The 826-nt window shown below is 73.4% G+C and carries 1 protein-coding gene; it reads right to left on the reverse strand.

The features are described 5' to 3' along the window. Window positions 1-157 precede the first annotated feature (157 nt). Window positions 158-826, reverse strand: a 669-nt coding sequence (locus N869_RS16750) for an AMIN-like domain-containing (lipo)protein (RefSeq protein WP_232229836.1), incomplete at its 5' end; no start/stop codon positions are given.

Below are 826 nucleotides of genomic sequence, written 5' to 3' on the forward strand. Positions count from 1 at the left end.
CTGGCGGTCGCGTGCGAGACGGCCGAGGCCGTCGCGGCCCGCAACGGCGCCCGCACCGAGCGGTGCACCGTGGACGCCCGCGGTCAGGTCGAGGTGCAGGTGGTGGTCCGCTCCGGGGGGTGGGAGGCGGTCGGGTCCGCCCGGGCCGGTCGCGCCGTCACGGGTACTGGACGTCGACGACCACGCGGGGCGGGTCCTGGAGGCGGAACACCCGGTAGGGGTGCTCGGCGTCCAACCCGATGAACATCTCCTGGTGGCCCTCGAAGATGGTGCCGACGACGATCTCACGGACCACCCCGGCAGGGTCGGGGGTGATGCGGTCGGACCCGCCGTACTCCTCGGCGCCCTCCTCCGTGGGGTACTGCACCCCGGTGACGGACACGCGCAGGAACGCCTCCCCGTCGATCTCGACCTCGTTCCCCGAACCCTGGTGCAGGGGTTCGCCGTACTCGACGAACCACCCGGGATCCCCGTCCCCGACCAGGTCCATCACCACGCGGTCGAACCCGTCACGGTGGGCGAACCGCACGTCGACGGGGCTGAGGCGCTGCCCGTCCGGGTCCTGGGTGCGCGGTTCGTCGCCGGTGCGGAAGTCCGGCTCGGGCCCGTCCCGCTCGTCCGGGTCGTCCTGGTCGTCCTCGGGGGGAGTCGGTTCGACCGTCTCGGTCTCGGTCTCGGTGGGTGTCGGCTCGACGGTCTCGGTCTCGGTGACTGTGTCGGTGGGGTCGGTGGGTTCGGTGTCGTCAGCTGTCCCGCACGCGGTCGCGGTCAGGAGCAGCGCCGCCGTGGCGGCCGCGGTGGTCCGGCGCATCGGTCCTCCTCGGGT

This window comes from Cellulomonas bogoriensis 69B4 = DSM 16987 (assembly GCF_000767165.1).
Taxonomy (GTDB): Bacteria; Actinomycetota; Actinomycetes; order Actinomycetales; family Cellulomonadaceae; genus Actinotalea; species Actinotalea bogoriensis.